At 74.2% G+C, this 3,568-nt stretch carries 3 protein-coding genes; 2 read left to right on the top strand and 1 reads right to left on the bottom strand.

Going from position 1 to position 3,568, the window contains the following annotated elements:
* Nucleotides 1-113: 113 nt before the first annotated feature.
* On the bottom strand, nt 114-815 hold the full coding sequence (locus VFZ20_RS27410) for a BON domain-containing protein (RefSeq protein WP_329687147.1): 702 nt from the start codon (nt 813-815) through the stop codon (nt 114-116).
* Nucleotides 816-925: 110 nt separating this feature from the next.
* Between VFZ20_RS27410 and mobB the strand changes: the two genes are divergently transcribed.
* Together mobB and glp are read left to right on the top strand one after the other, a co-directional pair.
* Complete coding sequence (gene mobB / locus VFZ20_RS27405) at nt 926-2,113, top strand: molybdopterin-guanine dinucleotide biosynthesis protein B (protein ID WP_329687146.1); 1,188 nt, start codon at nt 926-928, stop codon at nt 2,111-2,113.
* Nucleotides 2,103-3,398 carry a gephyrin-like molybdotransferase Glp gene (gene glp / locus VFZ20_RS27400; protein ID WP_329687145.1) on the top strand — a complete coding sequence of 432 codons (1,296 nt, stop codon included), beginning with the start codon at nt 2,103-2,105 and terminating at the stop codon, nt 3,396-3,398. Before mobB ends, glp begins: the two co-directional genes overlap by 11 nt.
* Nucleotides 3,399-3,568 lie beyond the last annotated feature (170 nt).

The raw sequence follows: 3,568 nt of genomic DNA, 5'->3' as shown, positions 1-3,568 counted from the left end.
TCTGCGACCTTTTACTGCATCTCACGCAGAGCCGCAGAGGCGCAGAGTACTTCGTCGCGCGATGACGTACTCTGCGCCTCTGCGGCTCTGCGTGAGAAAAGCAGTTGGGTTTTTCAGCTCGTGGGCTCGGACGAGGTGCCGCTGGCGGTCTGGGGAACCAGGTCGCCGTGCGTCGTGGTCTGCGGCTCGTCCGTGCGCACCGTGAGCTGCGTCACCACGCCCCGCACGCCCTCCGTCTCCCACGCGTCGTCCCAGGCGTAGCGCACCTCCAGGAAGTCATCCACCTCGCCCCGCAGCGTCACCACGCCGTCCTCCACCTCCACGTCGATGCGGTCCACGTCCAGCCACACGTCCTCGTACAGCCGGCGGCGCACCATCTCCAGGATCTGCTCGTCGGACAGGTCCATCCCCGTGTCGTCCAGCTCGTAGCCCCAGCGCTCGCCACGCGGCGCGGGCGGATGGTTCATCTCCGGGTGGCGGCGGTACACCTGCTCGGGGATGAACGGCGCGCGGGCGTAGCCGCCCTGCCCCTCTTCCTCGTACTGCTCCGCGTAGCCGCCCCAGCCGCGGCGCATCGCCGCCGGCGGCCCGCCGCGCCCGAAGTCGCGGCCGTAGCCCACGGGGGCGTACGCCTCGTACGCGTCGCCGTACACGCCGCGGTCGTAGCCCGACGGCTGCTCCCACCGGCCGTACTGCACGTCGCGCGGGCCAAACGGGCGGCCCATGGTCTCGCGCGGCGGACGGCTCCACTCGTAGCCGCCGCGCGGCCGCGCCCGCGGCTCCCGCCCCCCAAAGCTCCAATCGTAGCCGGGCATCGCTCCCCTCCCCAGTGTCGCGTTCGACATCCCTTTCCGCCGCGCGGGCGCGCAAGGACCGTTCCCCGCCGCGCTTGATCCCGCTTCGCCCGGCGCCTACCTTCGGGCGCATGAGCCAGCCTTCTCCCATCGTCCGCCCCCTGCCGCCCCTGGGGGTCATCCTCGCCGGGGGCGCCAGCCGCCGCTTCGGCGCGCCCAAGGCCCTCGCCGTCGTGGGCGGCCGGCGCATCGTGGACCGCGTGCTCGACGCACTCGCCGCGGCCGTCCCCGAGGTGGTCGTCAGCGCCAACGACGCGGCCCTGTACGACGACCTGGACCTCACCGTGGTGCCCGACCGGTACGCGGACATCGGCCCCCTGGCGGGGATCCACGTGGGGCTGCTGCACGCCGTGGACCGCGGCTGGCCGGGCGCGCTCGTCGTCGCCTGCGACCTGCCGTACGTCACGGCCGACGTGCTGCGCCTCGTCGTTCGCCGCGCGTCCGTCTCCCCCGCGGAGGCCATCGTCCCCGAGAGCCACGGCCGGCACGGCACGGAGCCGCTGTGCGCGTTCTACTCCGTGGAGTGCATCCCCGTCGTCGAGGCCATGCTGGCGGAGGGCGAACGCCGCGCGCACACGCTGCTGGAGCGCGTGCGCACGGACCGCGTGCCCCTCGCCGACATCCAGGCCGTGGGCGATCCCCGTCTCCTCTTCCACAACGTGAACACCGTGAGCGACCTGGACGAAGGCGAGCGCCGCACCGGTCCCCTGCCCCCGGTGGTGAGCGTCATCGGCCGCAAGAACAGCGGCAAGACGCGGCTGATGGTGGCCCTGCTGCGCGAGATGCGGCGCCGGGGGTTCCGCGTGGCCAGCATCAAGCACGGCCACCACGCGTTCGAGGCGGACGAAAAGGGGCGCGACAGCTGGCGGCACTTCAACGAGGGCCAGGCCGAGGCCACGCTCATGGCCGGCGAGGGAAAGATCGCCCTGGTGATGCGGATGGAGGGCGAGCCGGACCCTGAGCGCCTCGTCCGCGACTTCCTGGCGGGTCGCGGATACGACCTGGTCCTAGTGGAGGGCTACAAGCGCGGGCCGTTCCCCAAGATCGAGATCTGGCGCCGCGCGGTGCACGACCACCCGTTGTACGAGGAGTTCAGCGACGGGGCGGACCAGTACCTGGCCATCGTGACGGACGACGACCGCTTCCGCGCCGACGTGCCCGTGGTGCTGCTGGACGAGGACGACACGCCGTCGCACATCGACCGCCTGGGCGGGATGCTGCAGAACCTGGTGCTGGGACAGCGCGGGCGTGCCGGCTGACCGCGCGGCGGACTGGCTGGCCCCCGGCGACGCCCTGCGGACCATCCTGCGCGGCGTGACGGCGCTGGGCGCGGAGGAGCGGCCGCTGCTGGACGCGCTGGGCCACGTGCTGGCGGAGGACGTCCGTTCCCCCGTGGACCTGCCGCCGTGGGACAACAGCGCCATGGACGGCTTTGCCACGCGCGCGGAGGACGTGCGCGGCGCGTCCGCCCAGGCGCCGCGCGTGCTCCGCGTGGTGGACGACGTCCCCGCGGGGCACTTCGCCACGCGCCCCGTGGGCCCGGGCGAGGCCATCCGCATCATGACGGGCGCCCCCGTGCCGGACGGGGCGGACACCGTGATCCGCGTGGAGCACACGGACGGCGGGCGGCGGATGGGATCGGCGGACGCCACGGTGGAGATCCGCGCGGACGTGGATGCCGGCCGCAACGTGCGTCCCCGTGGCGAGGACGTGCGCCGCGGCGACGCCGTCCTCCCCGCGGGACGCGTACTGCGCGCGCCGGAGCTGGCCGTGGCGGCGGCCGTGGGGCGGGCGCGGCTCCCCGTCGTCCGCCGCCCCGTCGTCGCCGTCCTGGCGTCCGGGGACGAGCTGGTGCCCGTGGAGGGGTTCGACGAGGTGCTGGCCGGGCGGCGCATCGTCTCCACCAACTCCTACGCCCTGGCGGCGCAGCTTGCGGAGAGCGGGATGGAGGCGCGGCTGCTGGGCATTGCCCGCGACACGCCGGAAAGCCTGCGCGAGCACCTGGCGCGCGCCGCCGGCTGCGACGCCGTGATCACGACGGCCGGGATCAGCGTGGGCGAGCACGACCACGTGCTGGGCGCGCTGCGGGACCTGCGGACGGACGTGGACTTCTGGCGCGTGCGCATCCGCCCGGGCTCGGCGATGGCGTTCGGGCGGGTGGGCGGGCTGGGCGGCATCCCGTGGTTCGGGCTGCCGGGCAACCCCGTTTCCACGATGGTGACGTTCGAGCTGTTCGTCCGCCCCGCGCTGCTGCGGATGGCCGGCCACGCGCACGTGCATGCCCCCTCGCTGGACTGCGTGATGCGCGACGCGTACAGCGCCCGCGGCGAGCTGATGCACGTGCCCCGCGTGCGCCTGTCGCGCGAGCCGGACGGGACGACGTCGGCGCGGCTGACGGGCGCGCAGGGCTCGGGGCTGGGCACGTCGATGGCCGCGGCGGATGGCCTTGCGCTCGTTCCCGCCGGCGCCGAGCTGCGCCCGGGCGACCCCGTGCGCGTGCTGCTCCTCGGCGGCGCGCCGCGCGTGGAGGACGCGCCGATCTGAGGATGCGCGGAGGCGCGGATCGAGACGGATGCGGGTATCGAGGCGGATGCAGGGATCGAGGCGGAGGCGCGGATCGAGCAGGAGGACGGGGATCAAGGCGAGCGGGAGGGAGGGAGGCTTGCGGAAAGGCGGAGACCCCGTCGCTGCGCGACGGGGGGCCCTCTCCCCCG

The sequence above is a fragment of the Longimicrobium sp. genome, from assembly GCF_036280135.1.
In the GTDB taxonomy this organism is placed as follows: Bacteria; Gemmatimonadota; Gemmatimonadetes; order Longimicrobiales; family Longimicrobiaceae; genus Longimicrobium.
The sequence above is the reverse complement of the archived record's forward strand: the minus strand, read 5'-3'. Positions and strand labels throughout refer to the sequence as shown.

Bases quoted from the DNA above. Each gene is read 5' to 3' on its own strand.
- VFZ20_RS27410 (WP_329687147.1), bottom strand. From the start codon at position 815: ATGCCCGGCTACGATTGGAGCTTTGGGGGGCGGGAGCCGCGGGCGCGG.
- mobB (WP_329687146.1), top strand. From the start codon at position 926: ATGAGCCAGCCTTCTCCCATCGTCCGCCCCCTGCCGCCCCTGGGGGTC.